The organism is Gilliamella sp. B2911, from assembly GCF_026536965.1.
GTDB lineage: Bacteria > Pseudomonadota > Gammaproteobacteria > Enterobacterales > Orbaceae > Gilliamella > Gilliamella apicola_E.
This window is the reverse complement of record NZ_JAFNNA010000003.1, coordinates 13200-32436: the sequence shown is the minus strand read 5'-3', so window position 1 is coordinate 32436 and position 19237 is coordinate 13200. Positions and strand designations below refer to the sequence as shown.

Annotated in this window: 15 protein-coding genes; 11 read left to right on the top strand and 4 right to left on the bottom strand. The window is 32.1% G+C overall.

Annotated elements, in window-relative coordinates; all coding sequences use genetic code 11:
• Window positions 1–93 precede the first annotated feature (93 nt).
• Entirely contained in the window at window positions 94–1326 is a 1233-nt protein-coding gene (locus J3U27_RS03755) for an N-acetylmuramoyl-L-alanine amidase (protein ID WP_267376855.1), read from the top strand.
• Between the two features lie 29 nt (window positions 1327–1355).
• Here the strand turns inward: J3U27_RS03755 and rsmG are convergent, their stop codons facing one another.
• Together rsmG and mnmG are read right to left on the bottom strand one after the other, a co-directional pair.
• Window positions 1356–1955, bottom strand: coding sequence for a 16S rRNA (guanine(527)-N(7))-methyltransferase RsmG (gene rsmG, locus J3U27_RS03750; RefSeq protein ID WP_267376854.1), 600 nt, complete (start codon window positions 1953–1955; stop codon window positions 1356–1358).
• Window positions 1933–3825: a tRNA uridine-5-carboxymethylaminomethyl(34) synthesis enzyme MnmG gene (gene mnmG, locus J3U27_RS03745; protein ID WP_267376853.1), complete on the bottom strand. Its 1893-nt coding sequence runs from the start codon at window positions 3823–3825 to the stop codon at window positions 1933–1935. Before mnmG ends, rsmG begins: the two co-directional genes overlap by 23 nt.
• A gap of 1028 nt (window positions 3826–4853) precedes the next feature.
• Between mnmG and hda the strand changes: the two genes are divergently transcribed.
• Both hda and J3U27_RS03735 read left to right on the top strand, forming a co-directional pair.
• Window positions 4854–5537 (top strand): DnaA inactivator Hda, encoded by a 684-nt coding sequence (gene hda, locus J3U27_RS03740; protein WP_065561886.1) that lies wholly within the window; start codon window positions 4854–4856, stop codon window positions 5535–5537.
• 1 nt (window position 5538) lies between these two features.
• Window positions 5539–6318 carry a Cof-type HAD-IIB family hydrolase gene (locus tag J3U27_RS03735; protein WP_065561887.1) on the top strand — a complete coding sequence of 260 codons (780 nt, stop codon included), beginning with the start codon at window positions 5539–5541 and terminating at the stop codon, window positions 6316–6318.
• Window positions 6319–6380: 62 nt separating this feature from the next.
• On the opposite strand, the gene J3U27_RS03730 is transcribed toward J3U27_RS03735, so the two are convergent.
• Window positions 6381–7886 carry an MFS transporter gene (locus tag J3U27_RS03730; protein ID WP_267376852.1) on the bottom strand — a complete coding sequence of 502 codons (1506 nt, stop codon included), beginning with the start codon at window positions 7884–7886 and terminating at the stop codon, window positions 6381–6383.
• A gap of 301 nt (window positions 7887–8187) precedes the next feature.
• Between J3U27_RS03730 and J3U27_RS03725 the strand changes: the two genes are divergently transcribed.
• The 4 genes from J3U27_RS03725 to J3U27_RS03710 are packed head-to-tail and all read left to right on the top strand — an operon-like array spanning window position 8188 to window position 14807.
• A complete protein-coding gene (locus tag J3U27_RS03725) occupies window positions 8188–9750 on the top strand; it encodes an oligogalacturonate-specific porin KdgM family protein (protein ID WP_267376851.1) in 1563 nt (520 codons plus the stop codon).
• A 36-nt stretch (window positions 9751–9786) separates the two neighbouring features.
• Window positions 9787–11343, top strand: coding sequence for an SGNH/GDSL hydrolase family protein (locus tag J3U27_RS03720; RefSeq protein ID WP_220225488.1), 1557 nt, complete (start codon window positions 9787–9789; stop codon window positions 11341–11343).
• An 18-nt stretch (window positions 11344–11361) separates the two neighbouring features.
• Window positions 11362–12528, top strand: coding sequence for a pectate lyase family protein (locus tag J3U27_RS03715; protein WP_267376850.1), 1167 nt, complete (start codon window positions 11362–11364; stop codon window positions 12526–12528).
• Between the two features lie 35 nt (window positions 12529–12563).
• The gene (locus J3U27_RS03710; protein ID WP_267376849.1) at window positions 12564–14807 is read left to right on the top strand and encodes a right-handed parallel beta-helix repeat-containing protein; all 2244 of its coding nucleotides are present in this window, start codon (window positions 12564–12566) and stop codon (window positions 14805–14807) included.
• Window positions 14808–15031: 224 nt separating this feature from the next.
• Here the strand turns inward: J3U27_RS03710 and J3U27_RS03705 are convergent, their stop codons facing one another.
• Entirely contained in the window at window positions 15032–15667 is a 636-nt protein-coding gene (locus tag J3U27_RS03705; RefSeq protein WP_267376848.1) for an RpiB/LacA/LacB family sugar-phosphate isomerase, read from the bottom strand.
• Between the two features lie 232 nt (window positions 15668–15899).
• Between J3U27_RS03705 and J3U27_RS03700 the strand changes: the two genes are divergently transcribed.
• From J3U27_RS03700 to kdgR, 4 genes are all read left to right on the top strand, one after another.
• A complete protein-coding gene (locus J3U27_RS03700) occupies window positions 15900–17072 on the top strand; it encodes an oligogalacturonate lyase family protein (protein WP_065561894.1) in 1173 nt (390 codons plus the stop codon).
• A gap of 48 nt (window positions 17073–17120) precedes the next feature.
• On the top strand, window positions 17121–17915 hold the full coding sequence (locus tag J3U27_RS03695) for a gluconate 5-dehydrogenase (protein ID WP_065735277.1): 795 nt from the start codon (window positions 17121–17123) through the stop codon (window positions 17913–17915).
• 95 nt (window positions 17916–18010) lie between these two features.
• Window positions 18011–18331, top strand: coding sequence for a cupin domain-containing protein (locus J3U27_RS03690; protein ID WP_065561895.1), 321 nt, complete (start codon window positions 18011–18013; stop codon window positions 18329–18331).
• Between the two features lie 111 nt (window positions 18332–18442).
• Window positions 18443–19237 (top strand): DNA-binding transcriptional regulator KdgR, encoded by a 795-nt coding sequence (gene kdgR / locus J3U27_RS03685; protein ID WP_081299433.1) that lies wholly within the window; start codon window positions 18443–18445, stop codon window positions 19235–19237.

Here is a 19237-nt window from a genome sequence, read left to right as displayed (position 1 = left end):
CAACTGATTATGATAATCATTCTTTTTAATATCGTTTTATTTTATGCTATTATTCTTGGCCTATTAATATTACTAATATAAAAGTGTCTAGGTATGTCGAAAACTTTTAGTCCAACAAAGCGCTTTTTGATCAAAGGCATTATTGCTACTTGTCTATTATCTGTTACACGAGTTGGCTTTGCTGCGGCAATGGCTCAAGTTGTGGCTGTGCGTGTTTGGCCTTCATCAACCTATACACGAATAACGTTAGAATCAAACGTTAAGCTTAATTATAAAAGCGCACAATTATATAACCCTGATCGTATGGTGATTGATATTGATAATCTCAATTTAAATCCAATATTAAAAGCCGTTTCGACAAAAGTTTTAAGCCGTGATCCTTTTATTAAATCTATACGTGCATTACAGTTAGATCCTAAAACTGTACGTATTATGATCGAATTAAAACAGGGTATTGATCCTAATACATTTACATTACCACCGATTGCTGAATTTAAACATCGATTAGTCGTTGATCTTTATCCGTCTAAACCGGCTACAGCTAATGATGATCCTTTACTTGCTCTTTTAGAAGAGTATCAAAAAGGGGATCTAAATAAAAAACAAGCGCAAATAAAATCGCCAACGAATAAAAATAAAAACTCGCCTGTTATTGTTATGCTCGATCCTGGTCATGGTGGTGAGGATCCTGGTGCGATTGGCTACAAAAGAACACGAGAAAAAGATATTGTTTTGCAAATTGCCAGACGAACATATAGTTTGCTAAAAAAAGAACCAAATATAAAAGTTTATATGACTCGTAATGAAGATGTTTTTATTCCATTAAAAGTTCGAGTAGCGAAAGCGAGATCTTTACATGCGGATCTATTTGTCTCTATCCATGCTGATGCTTTTGCGAGTCGATCTGTTAGAGGGTCATCTGTATTTGCTTTATCAACACGTGGAGCTAGTAGTTCTGCTGCAAGTTATTTAGCGCAAACTCAAAATGATGCAGACCAAATAGGTGGTGTTAGCCGAAGTGGTGATAAATATTTAGATAACACTATTTTAGATTTAGTGCAAAAAACAACCCTTTCTAATGGTGTATTATTAGGAAGTGCTATTTTAAATCGAATGAAAAATGTGAATAAATTACATAAACCATCGATAGAAAAAGCAGGTTTTGCAGTGTTAAAAGCACCAGATATTCCATCAGTTTTAGTTGAAACAGCCTTTATTAGTAATATAGCTGAAGAGCAAAAACTTAAAACAGTAGCCTTCCAAAATCAAGTTTCTAAAGCCATAGTTGATGGTATTAAGGATTATTTGAAAAGACGTAAAAATTGATCTAAAAAGTGATTAGATCAATTTGTTTTTTATTCAATGATCATTAATCGTCTTTCAGCATTCAATTCAGGTATGGTAAGTTTTATATCTTGTTTAAGCGTAAATCCTTCAGGGATCGGATCAAGATCACTGCCTTTTAACGCATAAAATAATCCTTGTTCATTAGGAAGATGTTTACACCAGGTTAACATATCTTGTAAAGAAGCAAATGCTCGGCTTATTACCCCATCAAATTTTTTTTGATTATATTCTTCAATACGGCTTTGAATTGGTTGAATATTTGGTAGCTTTAATTCAAATTGAACTTGCTTTAAAAAACGAACCCTCTTACCTAAACTGTCAACGAGATCAAATTGTTTGTCTGGATTGATAATTGCTAAAGGAATCCCTGGTAATCCAGGGCCTGTACCTACATCAATAAACGTGCTACCAACTAAATAAGGTGAAACAACTAAGCTATCCATAATATGTTTTATTAACATTTCATTAGGATCACGTACCGCTGTTAGGTTGTAAGCTTTATTCCATTTATTAAGCATTTCAACGTAATTGATCAGTTGATCAATTTGCTGACAATTGATTGAAAGATCCGTTTGATCAATAAGATTAATGAGTTTCTTTTTTAACATAGTTCTTCTTTTTTAAATAAACTAATAACATTGAAATTGCAGCTGGTGTAATACCTGAAATACGTGAAGCTTGACCAATTGAAACCGGCTTATGTTGTTTTAATTTAGCAACAACTTCGTTAGATAACCCTGATATTTCAGCATAATCTATATGCTCAGGTATAAGAGTTTCCTCATTTCGTTTTTGTCTTTCTATTTCTTCAATTTGTAGTTTTATATAGCCGTCATACTTAACTTGAATTTCAACTTGTTCTGCTGCTTGATCATCACTTAGCCCTGGTGCAAATAAAGACAGGGATTGTAGAGTTTTGTAGCTCATTTCAGGGCGTTTAAGCAGCTCTTCTCCATTGGCTTCTTTGGTAAGGTTAGCGCTTAATACCGCATTAACTTCATCAATTGTTTCAATGTGAGGATGAACCCAAATGTCACGAAGACGTGCTCTTTCTTGTTCAATAGCTTCAAATTTTTCGTTAAAACGTTGCCAACGGTAATCATCAACCATTCCAAGTTGTCGTCCAATTTCTGTTAAACGAATATCTGCATTATCTTCACGTAACATTAAGCGATATTCAGCTCGTGAAGTAAACATACGATAAGGTTCATTAGTACCTAAAGTACAAAGATCATCAACCAAAACCCCTAAATAAGCTTGTTCACGCGTTGGATACCATTGATCTTGATCATAAACAAAACGAGCTGCATTTAATCCTGCCAGCATACCTTGAGCAGCGGCTTCTTCATAACCTGTAGTACCATTGATCTGTCCTGCTAAAAACAAGCCTTTGATCACTTTACTTTCAAGAGTTGGTTTGAGATCACGAGGATCAAAGTAATCATATTCAATCGCATAACCTGGTCTGACTATATTGGCATTTTCTAGTCCTTTCATACTGCGAACAAAAGCTAATTGTGTGTCAAAAGGTAAACTTGTTGATATTCCATTTGGATAAATTTCATTACTGTCTAAACCTTCCGGTTCTAAATAGATCTGGTGCGAGTTACGATCAGCAAAACGCATTATTTTATCTTCGATTGATGGACAATATCGTGGACCTACACCTTCAATAACACCTGTATACATAGGGCTACGATCTAAGCTGTTTCGAATAATATCATGTGTGGTTTCATTAGTACTTGTTATATAACAAGGAATCTGTCTAGGATGCTGTTTAGCATCACCTAAAAATGAAAATACAGGCACAGGATCATCACCGTATTGTGTACCTAATTTAGAAAAATCTATGGTTCTAGCATCGATACGAGGTGGCGTTCCTGTTTTTAAACGACCCATTCTAAATGGGTATTGATGCAACGATTTGGAAAGACCTATCGAAGCAGGATCACCCGTTCTACCACCACTATAATTATCAAGTCCTATATGGATCTTGCCATCTAAGAAAGTGCCAGTAGTTAATACAACAGATCTTGCTTTAAATGAAACACCCATTTGTGTAACCACACCCGTGATCTGATCGTTTTCAATGATCACGTCTTCAACTGATTGTTGAAATAACATTAAGTTTTCTTGGTTTTCAAGGGTTGTTCGTATTACTTTACGATATAAAGATCGATCCGCTTGAGCTCGTGTTGCTCTTACAGCAGGACCTTTGCTGCTGTTTAAGATCCTAAATTGGATCCCAGAAAGATCAATAGCATGTGCCATTAATCCACCCATTGCATCAATTTCTTTTACTAAATGTCCCTTACCAATACCACCAATAGCAGGGTTACATGACATTTGTCCTAACGTATTGATATTATGGGTTAAAAGTAATGTTTTTCGGCCCATTCTTGCTGATGCCATTGCTGCTTCTGTTCCGGCATGGCCACCACCAACGACGATGACATCAAAAAGATCTGGATAAAACATATAAAGCCTCGTTTTTTATTTTACAGATAGATGATCATTATTTTGATCAGGTGATTTGGTTTTATTTAGCGTAAGGAATTTTACTCATCTTTTTTATTACGTCAAATGATCTATTTTGATCATCATTTAAATTAAATAAGATCTTTTTGTGATCTTTTTTATTTTTACTATTATTAGTTTGGATCATTTTTGTTGATAACTCTTTTTTATGATTATTTTATAGGATCTTAATGATCGTCTAATGCTGTTAATTGATCGGATCTTTTTTTAGTTAATCCTGTTTATAACTCTTATTTTTATCCACAACCTTTTTTCCTTTTAAGGTTATTAATATGATTATAACAGCTTATATAGTGGGTTTATCACAGAGTTATCCACAAAAAATAAATTTGTTTGCTTAAATTTTATCTTTTATTGTCTATAATTTAATCTTAATTATTTAGATCATTTTGGTTAAAAAAGTTATACATCTTAAATATTATGATCAATAAAAATGTAATTATGAGTTTTAATGATCATTATAAAGTTCGAAATATGATCTTTGATCATACTTAGCGACATTAATTTTATTAATTTAAATTTTAAAAATACCTAAGAATAGGGTAATTAATTATCATTTTATTAATTTTTTAAAATACCTGAAAAAGAGATTTTTCTAAAAGATATTGGTGTTTTTAGTAGAAAGCTAATATAACTAATGTTTAAAAGTAGGATTATAGGTATTTATTTCTTTTAATTCGGAAGTGCTGTGAGGTGGCAGTACCATCATCACTTAAAATAATAGTACTTATTAAAAGCTATTTAGGAAAAGGTTAAAATATTTTTTTAAGTATTAGATAATAATAAAATGGATTAATTTCTATATCTAAATGAATTTTTAATTAGGTTATTATTTAGTTTTTTAGGATTGATATATTAATTTTTGATAGTTACTTTCGTTAACTTATTTGTTTGCTGTAAAAGTGATTGATTTTTGTAAAAGCAAATTTATACTTAGTAAGATTATATTTTTATTGTGAGGTTATTTTATTACTCTTTCACAGTTGCCTTTACCTTTTATATTACCTAATAACGAAACATTTGATAGTTTTTATGTAGGTAATAATCAATTATTGTTTGAATCTTTGCAAACCTTACTTGATAAGGAAGGCTTCAACGTCTTTTATATATGGTCAGCAAGTGCCGCTGGTCGTACTCATCTATTACATGCTTCATGTCAAAATAAGTTAGCAAGCTATATTCCTTTAAAACAACATGTTCTACTTGTACCTGAGATTTTACAAGGTTTAGATAATTATGATTTGGTTTGTTTAGATGATATTGATGCGATAGCAGGTCATCGTGATTGGGAAGAAGCAATATTTGATCTTTTTAATCGTTTAACCGAAAAAAACGTTAGTAAATTATTGATAACTGCCAGTGCTCCTCCAAAACAAGTTCCTTTTATACTACCTGATTTGGTATCAAGGTTAACGTGGGGGCAAGTTTATCAGTTAAAAGAGTTAAGTGATGAGGATAAACTAAAAGCTTTACAACTTAGGGCTAAGCTAAGTGGATTTGAACTATCAACGGAAGTTGGATTATTTTTGTTAAAACGTGTTAATCGCGATATGCGAACTTTATTTTCTTTAATGGAAGAGTTTGAAGTAGCTACGTTAGCTCAACAACGCAAATTAACCATTCCTTTTATTAAACATATTTTGGATTTATGAAATGAAAAAGAAACCTGAAGCTATTGTTTTTTTCGATTTAGATGGAACCTTATTTAATAAAGATATAGATGTGTTACCTAGTTCTTATGATGCAATTAGAAAACTAAAACAAAATAATATTGTACCAATAATTGCAACTGGTAGAACACCACCTGAAGCGGTTGATTTGATGAGGGATACTGGTATAGATTCTATTATTGGTATGAATGGCCAAGTAGTTATTTATGAAAAAGAGGTCGTTTTCACAAACAATATTGATAAAAATCTCATTACTCGATTATATGAATATTCAAGAGAAAAGATGAATATTCCATTATCTTTCTATAGCTATAAGACTATGCGAGTGAGTGAAAATAGTCTTCCTGCTCAAAAATTCTATACTTCTTTAAAACAACAAGTACCTCCTGTTGATGATCAAATTTACTTAAAAGAACCGATTCAAATGTTATTACTGCTTTGTGAACAAGGCGAATCACCTTATAGAGAAGTTTTTCCTGAATTGACGTTTATCCGTAATACACATTATTGTGTTGATGTTTTTAATCATGGCGGTTCTAAAGGTAATGGCATTAAAGAATTATTAAAAACTAAAGGTTTTAATGACGTACCTACTTATGCCTTTGGTGATGGTATGAATGATTTTGAAATGTTCCTAACCGTTGACCATCCTGTAGCAATGAGCAATGCGGTTGATCAGCTAAAAGAAAAAGCTGAATATGTCACTGATACCAATAATAATGATGGCATAGCGAAAGCATTGAAAAAGTTTGGATTAATTTAATATAAAAAAATCATCTAATTGTTTAGATTAGATGATTTTAAGTTTAATTATATTACTTTTGTTTAGTGGTGTTGTTTAAAGCCTACATTATTATTACCAAAACAGTTGTCATACTCAAAGCCTGTTAACTCTTTAACTAAACTTCTTATTTCTGGTGTTGCATCTTGTTTTTTGCCACCATTTTTTAATCTATCAAGTTCTTGAATAATAAGTGCATGAGTCGATTTATCTAATTTCATACGATATGTGAAGAAGATACCTAATAGTGCCATTCCACACACACCGAAGATTAATACTAAGTTAATTGCAGTAACGGCACTCTCTGGTTGAACAGCATCTACGCCAGACACAAAACCAGAATATTTCAATACAATACCTAAGACAAAGACGATAGTTGCACGCATTAATTTACCGGCCATGGTCATAGCACCAGCATAAATACCTTCGCGACGTCTTCCTGTTAGTACTTCATCGATATCTGCTAAAAATGTGTATACACTCCAAGGAATATAATAAACACCACCCGTTCCTAATCCAAACCAAATAGTAATACCAATTACAATCCATGTAACATGAGGCATATTAAAGTAGTAGACACCGATATAGCCGATTACCGAAGATATTACTATCAATATTGCAATAACAAATGGTCTTTTGAATCCACGTTTTACACACCAAGCCATGAAAAAGGCGGTTGAGATTAATTGGCAGATACTACTTAAACTGTTCATTTGCGAGACAAAGGTTTTTGGTTGGCCTAAGTTAAATACTACGAAATAAGTAAATGTTGCCGCAAATAACCATTCAGCACCAAAGCCAAATAGATACATACCTAAATGGTTTCTAAAAGTTTTTAAACGGAAAGTTGAAAAAACATCTGAAAATAATTTAACAATACTTTCCCAAAGGCCAGAAGTTGTTTCATCTTCAATTTCATCAACTGATTTTTCCCAGCTATTAAAATAAAGAAAAATTAGTGCTATCGCCATAATAGATGCATAAGTAATACCTGTTAATAAGAATGGTAGTGGAGAGTCTTTACCATCAAATAGATAGAAAAATACACCAGGAATAGCTGCAGCTAAGAAGTTTGCTACTTTACCAAACATCGCTTTGGAACCAGCTAGGTAAGTTCTTTGATCGAAGTTTTTAGTCATCTCTACCGGTAAAGTATTATATGGAATCATAATCATGGTATAGATGAATTCAAATAAAATATAAGTAGTTAAGTAGTACCAGAAATTCATCCCATCTACCCAAAGTAATGGGTAAATAATCATACATGGAATAGCAAATAGGATGAAGAATCGACGGCGACCAAATCGACGTCCAAGTTTTGTATGGTTAAAGTTATCAGTAATAAAACCCATTAGTGGATTTAAAATTACATCTAAATAGGTAGCTATAGAAAAAATTAACGTTGCTTGAAATGCCGAAAGTCCACAAAATGTTGTATAAAAGTATAGTAACCAAGCGGCACTAATTGCTAGAGCACCACTTCCTATCAAATTACCACTACCATACGAAAATCGAGTGAGTGTGGTTATTTTTTTCTGATTATCAGCCATAAATCTATTTCCTTTAATAATTATGAAATACTGTTTTAAAATTATTATTGAAATAATACTAAATTTATACAAATTAATTTTAATTTTTTTTTAGAAATGTGACGTTGGTAACAAATTATTTTGATTTTTAAGGTATATATATTAATATTATTTTAAATAAAAATTAAATATATCATGTAGTTATTGTTTTTTTTGAATTGTTTTCTGAAACTGTGATCTTATTAACAGAAAAAATTAATAAAATAATAAAAAATATAAAACAGTATTTCAAAAATAAATTTAAAAATTTAGGAAAACAATAATGAGTCAATTTAAATTAAAAAAAATACCGCTTTTAATGTTTCTGTCTACCTTTCCTATTTATTCTTTTGCTGGTCAAACAACTTTTCAATATGAACATAACTGGAAATCTATGGATAGGATTCATGGGGATACAATTAAGTTAATTCATAAAACTGACGATAGTTGGCAATATGAATTTAAATTTGGTGTTACTGAGGGTGGTGGAAACAAACGTGATGTTTTATATGATGATATGCAAGGTGGATCGGGTGGTGTTGTTATTCAAAAAACATTTACGCTTGATGATGGCTGGGGATCGATTATTCCATCATTAGAATTAGGTTTCAGCAAAGATTCAACTCTTTATCAACCAGGATTGAAATATAGTTATAAAATTAATAGTGATTGGTCAACAAGTTTTCGATATCGCTATGAATGGAAAAAAATATCTCACGCTGAACGTTATAAAAGAGCCAAAATAGCTGGCAAACAAGTTAAATATGTTGCTAGTAGTAATACAGGAAGGAATCGTTTAGATTGGGCATTAATGTATTCTGGTATAAAAGCATTTAACTTTGCCTATACCTTTAACTATTATTTTGGTGATTATACTAACAATTCTTATAAAGCCTTGAAAAAAGGTTTTTCTAAAAATGAATATAAAGCTTATAACAATAAAAAAACTGATTATGAGCAAGAATTTAAAATTACCTATAATTATTCAAAATTGTTCCGTCCTTATTTTTCCATTTCTGATGTATCGAAAAATAAAACCACAAATACTCGACAAGCTAAGTTTAAAGTTGGTTTCAATTACGCATTCGGTCAATCAAATAGCAAAGATTCTAATTTCGCTTATAAAACCTATTTCAAATATGCGCATCATTATGGTTTAACTTCACATTACCATGGTGATAGTTTTGGTCTTTATACAGATTTTGATAAGAAAGGCTATGTTGGTCTAAGTGTAAATACCTATAACCAATTAAAAAATAGATTATTCTTTGATGATATTGTTTCTAGTCATTATCAAATTTATGGAGGTTACAATTTTTATTTAGCTGATAATTGGGTACTAACACCAAATATGGAAGTTAGATTCTATTCAGGTGGTGGTTATAAAGCTAAAAGTAAAGAAAACTTACCCCATTATCAGTTAGGTGATGTAAGTGATTCACAACGTCCAGGTGTTCGTTATTCTCCCGCTTTAAAATTGACTTGGTTACAAAGTGATGATCTATCTTTTTATGGCCAATATCGATTTGAATATCGCAAAGTTTCAAGAAGTAAACGCGAAGATAGTGTTCAAGGTTATGTCGATAATCGAGCGCGCAATCGTTTTGATATAGGTACTGATATTAATCTAACTCCTGATTGGAACATTGGCTATCGCTTCTCATACTTAAAAGGGAACTATGTATTACACAATGATAAAAAGCATGATTATCAACAAGAACTGGATATAAATTGGCAAGCAACCAAAGTTTGGCAAGTTAACTTTGCTGCAGAAGATGTGGCAAAAAGTGTTCATTCTGACGCAAGGGAAGCTAAGTTAGCACTAGGATTATCTTATTTATTTTAATCGATAAAAGTGTTAAAAACAGTTAGTGGTGAAAAAATGATAAAGAAAATTTTTTTCGGATTTTTATTGGTTGTCACTTCAATCAATCAAGTATTGGCAAGTACTGTAATACAAGGTTATGTTTATGTTAATAAACCAGTTGTTTCATCGGTGATAGTCCGTGATGTGAATAATAAAATTTTAAAAACGGCGACTAATAGCGATGGGTTTTATCAACAAGATGTTTCTGAACTGACTCCACCACTAATTGTTTTTAGTAATGAAAACTCACTTGCCCGAAAAGCGGATGAAGGGCAAATGTGTAACGGTAATTGTTTGGTTTCATACGTTCATACCTTACAAAAAGATGAAAAAAATACTGTTAATATTAATCCATTAACTGATTTTTTAACTAGTGAACTAGCTAAACAAATCAATCTTCTAGGCCCAGAACAATTTACTGATAATCAATTATCTTTTTCAATAGATGATGCTGCATTAAGCCATGCTTATAAAAATTATCATTTGCTGTTTGATAAAGCATTACGCCAAGTAGGTATTATTGCTAATTCTTTTGATCCACTTACCACCGAAAATCCAGATATTAACAAGCTACTTAATGTAATGTACTTTAATCGTGGATACGATTCTTCTACTGGTAAAGTAAGTGGTACTGTATTGTTTGATATGCGTTTAAGACCCATTAGCCAAGATTCACCTTTTGATTATGATCAGGCAGTTAAGCAAAAAGAAAGAAATATAAATGCTAAGCAACGTATTTTTATTTTAGGTGATTCGACTGCGTCCAACTATGATAAAAAAGTTTATCCAAGAATGGGATGGGGCCAAGTTTTTGATCAGTTTATTGATGATAAGGCTGATACGGTTGTCATCAATGGCGCACAGTCAGGCCGTTCAAGCCGTAGTTTCAAAACTGAAGGATGGTTCGATTTACTGATCCCTTTAATGAAAAAAGGCGATTATATGATCATCGCTTTTGGACATAATGATGAAAAATGTAACGGTAACAATCCGAAACGAGGTAAAGTGGATGTTGCTAATTTATGCACTTATCCTAATGATGATAATAACCAAAAACAGTATCCATCAACGCAAGAAAATATGTCATTCCAATCCTCTTTAGAAGGTTATCTCGCTGTGGCAAAAGCGTTGGATATGACGCCAATTTTAATGACACCAGTCACCCGTTATAAAGATAAGAATAATAACATTGCTTATCAAAATACTAATCCTGTTAGTCATACGCATTATACCGCCAATAAACCAGGTTTTGCTTATTGGGGAGATTATTCGAATACGATTAAACATACGGCAAAAGTTAATCAAGTTGCTTTAATTGATTTGGAGTCATTTAGTATTGATTTTGCCAACCAACACAAAGATGACTGGCAGTCTTACTGGTTAGCTGTGGATCCTAATGATCCTAAATATCCTTATTATAAAAATCAAACTTCTGGCGTGATTAACAATCCTGATGCTACGCATTTTCAAGAAAAAGGCGCATTAGCTATCGCCAAAATTATTGCTAATGCCATAAACAACGATCCTTGGTTACAGCAAGGAATTACTTTCGATCAAACTCAGATTAACTAATAAAAAGGTATTTGTTAAATGAAAAAATTAATCATTGCGCTATTAGTTCCTTTAGCAATTAATTCATCTATTGCTGAATGTCATGCATTATCTCCGTCCCCTATCAAAATTAGAGAAGCTCGTGATGTTGCACCTAGAGACGGTTTTGGTGGTTATGATTTAGCGACAAATACGGGCACGATCGGTGGCGCTAAAGCAAATGAAAAAATGATCTTTATGGTGAATAACAAAAAAGATCTTTTAGATGCGATTGCGATCAATAAAAATCAGCCTCGTATTATTCAAGTCTCTGGGATTATAGATATTAGTGAAGGCAAACCTTACAAAGACTTTGATGATCAAAAATCTCGTTCGTTGATCAAAATTCCTAGTGACACCACATTAATTGGTGTTGGTAATAATGCTGGTTTTATCAATGGTTCACTTATGTTGTCTAAAGTAAATAATGTCATTATTCGAAATTTAAAAATTGAAGCACCAATTGATGTTGCGCCAAAATTTGAAGAGGGAGATGGATGGAATGCTGAATGGGATGGGATAAATATTATTACCTCAACTTATGTTTGGATTGATCATGTCACTCTAACTGATGGTAAATTTACCGATGATATGTACCAGGAAAAAGATGGCTGGAAATATGTACAACATGATGGTTTATTGGATATTAAGCGTGGTAGTGATTTCATTACTATCTCTTATTGTCTATTTGAAAACCATGATAAGACTATGTTAATTGGCCATAGTGATAAAAATGCTGATCAGGATGAGAATAAGTTAAATATCACGCTTCATCATAATGTTTTTTTAGACATCACTCAACGCGCACCAAGAGTAAGGTTTGGCAAAATCCACATGTATAACAACCTGTTTAAAGGATCGGTTAATAAATCTAAAACTGTATACCCATATCAATACTCTATTGGCTTAGGCTATAAAGGTAGTGTGCTTTCGGAAAATAATCAATTTATGATTGATGGTTTAAAAGATAACTGCAAAGTAGCTAAACAGTTTAAAGGTGATAACCTTCGGGATAATAATTCTCTATTTAATCAATCTAAGTTGAAATTATCATCATGTGGTTTTGTTGATAATTTGAATTGGTCTGTGCCTTATCAATATAGCGTGGATGATATTAAGCAATTTAGTAAAAACTATGGACGATTAGTCGGTAGTGGAAAGCTTTAGAATTATTGAAATAAACAAAAATGTTAGGACCCATAATGAAAAAAATATTAACTTCAATACTTTGTCTGTCTTCGCTTTATGTTAGCGCAGCTTCTGCACAAGAGTGGAAAGCGATAGCTTTTGGCCAATCGACTGACTTAAATTTTGCCTCACTTATCAAGCCTGAAAAAGTGGGAACCAATAATGCATGGATTGCTGGTCAAAAAGATTATTTAGTTCCAAATCAACCTTATCAATTACCGTCAGATTTCTATTTAGAGAGTCGTGGCGGTAAAATTGCTAACTCGCATGATGGAATGGTGGTTTTTTATACTCAATTACCCGTTAATCAAACTTTTACTTTAGAAAGCGATGTTACCTTAGAGCAAATAGGACCTGAAGTGGATGGAAAAACGCCTGCCGCTCAAGAAGCGGTGGGTTTATTTGCTCGTGATACTATTGGCGTAGCTAGAAGTGATCCTCAGCCGGCTGGTTATGAGGAGTTTCCAAATGCTTCAAATGTAATAATGAATGCATTAATTACTCAAAATCAAAAAAATGATAATTTAGTAAAAGTAACCGGCTTAGTACGTGATGGTGTAAAAAAAGCATGGGGTAATGAAGGCATATCAATTGAGAAAGTTGGTTATGTTGAAAATGTTAATTATGTTGATGTTAAAAGTATGCATTTAACAATGACCAGAACGGCAGATCAATTTATCTTATCGATGAAAAATAATGCGACTGGTGAAGAGAAACAGTGGGCAACCAATGATTATTCGGGATTCTTAAATCAACAAGATAACAAAAATATTTATGTCGGCTTTTTTGCTTCTAGAAACGCAAAAGTTGAGTTCAAAAATTCTAAATTAACCCTCAGTGATATAACGGTTGATTATGATAAATTACCCGCTAAACCTGAGGTAATTGTTGATATTAAACCAACGTTAATTTTATCATCACCGAATGATGTATATAGTAAAAATTATACATTACAATTTTTCCCAAATACTTCAGGTACCGTATTTGTTAAAGAAATTAATAAAACGTTGAATGCGGAAGTTGGTAAGTTATTACAGTTTCCAGCTCAGCTAAAAGATGGAACTAATACCTTTACTGTTGAGTTTACTGATAATGCTAAAAATAATACTCAAATTTTTACAATTAATCTAAATAAATCATCGATTGAAAATTTATCTAATATTATTGTTTCGCCAGAAGGTAAAAAGGATAATAAAGGTACCAAACAATCACCGGTTGATTTCGAAACGGCTGTTAATAGCGTTGAACCGGGCGGTGTTATTCATTTGATGGATGGTTATTATGACGGCATAACTCTTCCGGCTCAATTAAGTGGATTACCCGGTAAATTAAAAACCATACAAGCCATTAATAAGCATAAAGCGATTTTTATTAACACTACGTTTAATTTAGATAGCAACTATTGGGCTATTAAGCAGGTTATCTTTGATGGAAATATTGATGATAAAGATAATAAACCAGCTTATTTAAGAATTTCCGGCAGTCATAATGTGATTGATCAAGTTATTACACGTAATAATAGTGATACCGGTTTGGCAATCTCAGCTAAAAAGAAAAATCAAAATCGAATTTATTGGCCATCTTATAACCTAATTCTTAACTCTGATTCTTATAATAATATGGATAAATCAGGTAAAAATGCTGATGGTTTTGCCGCTAAATTGGGTGTTGGTAAAGGGAATGTATTTAGAGGGTGTATTGCTCATAATAATACTGATGATGGTTTTGATCTTTATAACAAGATTGAAGATGGCCCAAATGATCCGGTATTAATTGATAGTTCTGTTACATATTCAAACGGTTTTCCTTTTTCAAAACCCAATATTGCTAAAGGGAGTATAGGTAATGGCTTTAAATTAGGAGCAGAAGGTCAACCGGTAAATCATAAAATTATCAATTCAATTTCCTTAAATAATAATATGGATGGCTTTACTGATAATTTTAATACTGGTTCTTATATCATGAATAATAATATTTCGATCAATAGTGCGAGGTATAATTATATTTTACGTGCTAATCCTTATGAATTTTTAAAACCAGTGGTCATTTTTGAACACAATTATTCTATTCGTGATAGCTGGCAATCAGCGATAAAAGATTCATTTGGACCACAGATTAAAAGTAAAGATTTTAAATCTGTAACCAGCAATCAATTATGGAAAGGAAATAGTGACTTTAAAATCACTCGAGATAAAAACGGTAATATAGTGTTACCAAAAGAGCTAAAAACGCTAATCGAAAAAAATAAAGCTAAATAATTAAAATAATAGAGTGCTAGATCTAGTAAGATTTAGCACTTTTAATCTTTTCAATCAGCAATCTCATTCCTCCATTTTTAAATTAAATTGGTTTAATCATTTGTTAATGAAAAATACATTAGAATTTATTCTATTAAGTTAGAAACGATTAAAAATAGTGATTTGAGCCATTTCACCAGTTAAGTTGAAATGGCACAAAATTGAAGGATGTAGTAAACTCTAAATTAAGCTACTAAACTTTTGATGTAATTGGTTATTTCAGGATCTTGACTATTTTCAAATAAACATTTTTGGAAACGCTCACCTCTGATCGCATCTTTAAGTAATGATTGATCAATTGATTTCAATGCATCAATTAAACTTTTTCCTGCTGCATTTTTCATATCATTTAAAATTACAGCATTAGCATTTTGAGATTCACGACGCTCAGGTGGATAACCCAATCCTTTTTCGCCATCAAATGCTTTTTCAAAAATATAACGAGCATTGAGTTCTGCACCCCAACCAAAGCCTTTAGCAAAAGCAAGTGATAGCGCATTACCATTATTTACTTGTGCAAATAAATAAGCATCAGTAGGTTCAATACAATAACCACAGTTAACACCAGGGAATGCATTTAACGCCATTAATGCGCCTTGTCCTGTTCCACAACCTGTGATAACAAAATCAACGGCTTTACTGTTTAATAAAATAGCGCTAATAATACCTAAATGAACATAAGTTAATTTTTTATCATTGTCGCCATCCATGCCAACGTTAAAAACAGTATGTCCATATTTCTCAGTTGCGTTTTTTAATTCATTTAAAATAATTGGATTTTTAGCAGCTTGGCTAAATTCGTTCATTAGTGCTATTTTCATGATTTTCCTCTATTTTGATAGAAATAATAACTAATTGCATATTAGTACATTTCGTTTTCATTATAATCCTACCCAAAAATATATCAATTTTTTTAACTAAAATAAAACGATGTTTTAATAAATTTATTGCAATGTGATGAAAGTCACAAAAACGTCTTAATTTTTATATTACTATATTTAATAAATGAAAATCTTTTAAACATTTAATTATATTTATATTCAGGGAGTTCATATGGCTAAGGGGAATATCGTAAGGCTATCATATTCATCATTTACAGATGAAGATTCAAAAAATGAAATTATTCGGTTAACGCCAGAAGGTATTTTATGCCACCGTAATTATTTTTATCAAAAATGTTTTACCAATGATGGTCAAAAATTACTTTTTGCTGGTGAATTTGATACTCATCGTAACTATTATTTACTCGATATTGAAAAACAAACAGCAAAACAACTTACTGAAGGACCTGGCGATAATACTTTTGGTGGTTTTTTATCACCAGATGATAAATTTTTATACTATGTTAAAAATGAACGCAACTTACAACAAGTTAATCTTGAAACGTTAGAAGAAAAAAATGTTTATACTGTTCCTGATGAATGGGTTGGTTATGGCACATGGGTTGCTAATAGTGATTGTAATGAAATTGTTGGAATTGAAATTGATAAAAAAGATTGGACGCCACTTACCGATTGGACAATATTTAAAGCATTTTATGATAAGAATCCACACTGCCGTTTAATCAAGATTGATATAGAAACAGGTGTAGCTAAAACAGTTATTGATCAGAATGTATGGCTAGGTCACCCAATTTTTAGACCTTTTGATGATAAAACTATCGCATTTTGCCATGAAGGTCCTCATGATTTAGTTGATGCAAGAATTTGGTTGGTTGATCGTGATGGTAAAAATGAACGAAAAGCGCATGATAATTTACCTGGTGAAAGTTGCACTCATGAATTTTGGGTTCCAGATGGTTCTGGATTAGCTTATGTATCTTATATGAAAGGGCAACAAGAACGATATATTCGTCTTTATAATCCGGTAACTGATGAAGATAAAGAAATCATGGAGATGCCAGCTTGTTCGCACTTAATGAGTAATTTTGATGGCACACTTTATATTGGTGATGGAACAGGCAGTCCTGTAGATGTAATTGATACAAGTGGCTATAAAATTGAAAATGATCCATGGCTTTATATTTTAGCACCTAAAACAAAAACAGCTCATAAGTTGGTTAAGCATAATAGTACATGGCGAGTTTTAGATGGTGATCGTCAAGTTACTCACCCTCATCCATCATTTTCACCTGATAATAAATACGTTTTATATTCATGTGATGCACAAGATGAACCTGCACTTTATTTAACCAAAGTGCCAGCTAACATATTAGAAGAAATGTGATAGACCTTTTTGTCTATCATAACTATAACGGAGAATATAATTATGTCGATTTTAAATAAATTTTCACTCAACAATAAAATAGCGCTGGTAACGGGCGCTTCTTATGGCATCGGTTTTGAGATAGCAAAATCATTAGCCGGTGCCGGAGCGAAAATCGTATTTAATGATGTCGTGCCTGAAAATTTACAAAAAGGACTTGATGCTTATAAAGCAGCTGGTATTGATGCCCATGGCTATCTATTTGATATTACGGATGAAGCTGCTGTTGAAAAATCGATTGCTCAAATTGAAAAAGAACATGGTGTGATTGATATTTTAGTCAACAATGCTGGTATTATTCAACGTAAATCAATGCTTGAAACAAGTGCGGCTGATTATCGTAAAATTATTGATATCGACTTAACAGGTCAATTTATTATGGCAAAAGCAGTCCTTCCTTCAATGATCAAAAAAGGAAGTGGCAAAATTATCAACATCTGTTCAATGATGAGTGAACTTGGCCGTGAAACGGTTGTTGGTTATGCATCGGCTAAAGGTGGTTTAAAAATGTTAACCAAAAATATCTGTTCTGAATTTGGTCATGCCAATATTCAATGTAACGGTATTGGTCCTGGTTATATTGCCACTCCTCAAACTGCGCCATTACGTGAAAAACAAGCAGATGGTTCTCGTCACCCATTTGATCAGTTCATTATTGCTAAAACACCGGCAGGCCGATGGGGGACTCCTGATGATTTAGCTGGTGCAGCCGTATTTTTAGCATCGGAAGCATCAAATTTTGTTAACGGCCATATTCTTTATGTTGATGGTGGTATTTTAGCTTATATCGGTAAACAACCTTAATAAAATAAGGTTAAAAATTAGATAATTTAAGAGATAATAAAATAAAAGGATATTATTTATTATCTCTGTTTTTTTATAAATTTAGGAGTAATGTCATGTTTTGTTTTAATTCAGATATTGAATTAATTGATTTAGGAAATGGGGTTAAACGTAAAATTTTAGCTCATGATGGTAATATGATGGCGGTTGAAGTTCATTTTGAAACTGGCGCAATTGGTGCGATGCATCATCATCCACATGAACAACTAACCTATGTTTTGTCTGGTGAATTTGAATTTACTATCGGTGATGAGACTAAGATTGTTCGTGCTGGTGATACATTATATAAAAAACCCAATATTGAACATGGTTGTGTTTGCAAACAAGCTGGCGTTTTGCTTGATATGTTTACTCCTCAAAGATTAGATTTTTTATAAAATAGCTAGTTCATTATTAATTATGATATACTTTCGATAATTTTGATTTGTTCTAGTTGATCATTTAATAATAGAATAATGACTAATTTTTAGTAAGGAGATGTGCTAATAATGAATGATAGCTCACCAGAATCGGTTGCTTCGGTTTTAAAAGTTTTCGGAATTTTAGAAGCTTTATCCGAATCTAAAGACATTGCTATATCAGAATTATCGCAAAAAGTAATGATGCCCAAAAGCACAGCCTATCGTTTTTTACAAACCATGAAATCATTAGGTTATGTTAATCAAGAAGAAGATTCAGATAAATATTCTCTTAATTTAAAATTACTTGATTTAGGCAACCGTGTACTTTATCACCAAAACTTTTTAGCTATTGCTGATTTAGAAATGAGAAAGCTAAGGGATAAAACTAAAGAAACGATCCATTTAGCCGTTCGTGAAGGTGACCAAATTATTTATATTAATAAAGTGGCATCTGAACAGTATAGTCTTTGTTTAACCTCTAAAATTGGTAATCAAGCAACTGTACATGCCAGCGGATTAGGTAAGGTTTTATTGGCTTGGTTAGATGATGAAAGCAAAAAAAGTTTAGTAAACGGTATTAATTTTGTTCAATACACACCTAAAACAATCACTAATAAAGAGGCATTTTTTGCTGAACTTGATGAAGTTAAACGTTTAGGTTATGGCAAAGATGATGAAGAATCAGAGCTTGGTTTACGTTGTTTTGCAGTGCCAATTTATAATCGTTTAGGTAATATTATTGCAGCTTTAAGTTTATCTACCTCTATCTTTAGATGTAATACAGCAGAAGATGAAGCTAAACTTGTCGGTGAAATTAGCCAAGCTGCCGCTAAAATATCTGAACTAATTGGTTATAATAAGCAATCAAAATTATCAGATTAA

Coding starts and splice junctions, on each gene's coding strand:
- kdgR (WP_081299433.1), top strand. CDS start 18,443: ATGAATGATAGCTCACCAGAATCGGTTGCTTCGGTTTTAAAAGTTTTC.
- J3U27_RS03710 (WP_267376849.1), top strand. CDS start 12,564: ATGAAAAAAATATTAACTTCAATACTTTGTCTGTCTTCGCTTTATGTT.
- J3U27_RS03700 (WP_065561894.1), top strand. CDS start 15,900: ATGGCTAAGGGGAATATCGTAAGGCTATCATATTCATCATTTACAGAT.
- J3U27_RS03735 (WP_065561887.1), top strand. CDS start 5,539: ATGAAAAAGAAACCTGAAGCTATTGTTTTTTTCGATTTAGATGGAACC.
- J3U27_RS03705 (WP_267376848.1), bottom strand. CDS start 15,667: ATGAAAATAGCACTAATGAACGAATTTAGCCAAGCTGCTAAAAATCCA.
- J3U27_RS03755 (WP_267376855.1), top strand. CDS start 94: ATGTCGAAAACTTTTAGTCCAACAAAGCGCTTTTTGATCAAAGGCATT.
- J3U27_RS03730 (WP_267376852.1), bottom strand. CDS start 7,886: ATGGCTGATAATCAGAAAAAAATAACCACACTCACTCGATTTTCGTAT.
- J3U27_RS03690 (WP_065561895.1), top strand. CDS start 18,011: ATGTTTTGTTTTAATTCAGATATTGAATTAATTGATTTAGGAAATGGG.
- rsmG (WP_267376854.1), bottom strand. CDS start 1,955: ATGTTAAAAAAGAAACTCATTAATCTTATTGATCAAACGGATCTTTCA.
- J3U27_RS03725 (WP_267376851.1), top strand. CDS start 8,188: ATGAGTCAATTTAAATTAAAAAAAATACCGCTTTTAATGTTTCTGTCT.
- mnmG (WP_267376853.1), bottom strand. CDS start 3,825: ATGTTTTATCCAGATCTTTTTGATGTCATCGTCGTTGGTGGTGGCCAT.
- J3U27_RS03720 (WP_220225488.1), top strand. CDS start 9,787: ATGATAAAGAAAATTTTTTTCGGATTTTTATTGGTTGTCACTTCAATC.
- J3U27_RS03715 (WP_267376850.1), top strand. CDS start 11,362: ATGAAAAAATTAATCATTGCGCTATTAGTTCCTTTAGCAATTAATTCA.